The organism is Roseateles sp. P5_E1 (assembly GCF_054049335.1).
In genome coordinates, this window is the sequence record NZ_JBFUMN010000456.1 from 1 (window position 1) to 528 (window position 528).

At 68.4% G+C, this 528-nt stretch carries 1 protein-coding gene; it reads right to left on the reverse strand.

Annotated elements, in window-relative coordinates; translation table 11 throughout:
- Positions 1-528, reverse strand: a 528-nt coding sequence (locus tag ACXJKJ_RS32070; RefSeq protein ID WP_457395782.1) for a class I SAM-dependent methyltransferase, incomplete at both ends; no start/stop codon positions are given.

The following is a 528-nucleotide window of genomic DNA, read 5'->3' on the forward strand; positions in this document are numbered from 1 at the left end:
CGCCTGCAATACCCGTGCATGCAGCGCCGGTTCGATGTCCGCGCTGCGCAGCGCCGACCCGACCGGGCCCAACAACGTCACATAGGCAGGCAGGTCCGCGGCGGCGATCTCGCAGGCAACATCCTGCGCAACAACGTCAATGTTCTGCCATCCGGCGTCGGTGACAATGCCGACCACCCGGTCCCGGTCCGCAAACGCGAACTGCCCCGGCGCATCGGCAACGCGTGCGGGGAACGTCAACAGGTGAGCAGTGGCGCGCTCGGCGGCGGTCATGAACGGGTTTTCCGCGGCGCTGCGCCAGGCGATCGCATGCAGGCCGCCACCGTCGCGGGTCGCCTGGCGGAGGTTGGAGAAGGCCATCACCGGGTCATCGAAGAACATCACCCCGAAGCGCGACACGATCCGGTCGAACGAGGCGGGCAGCAGCGCAAGCCGCTGTGCATCGCCCACCCTGAAATCCACCGGCAGTGCTGCGGACGCAGCGCGCGTGATGGCGCGCGTGATCAGCGGGGTGGAAATGTCCACGCC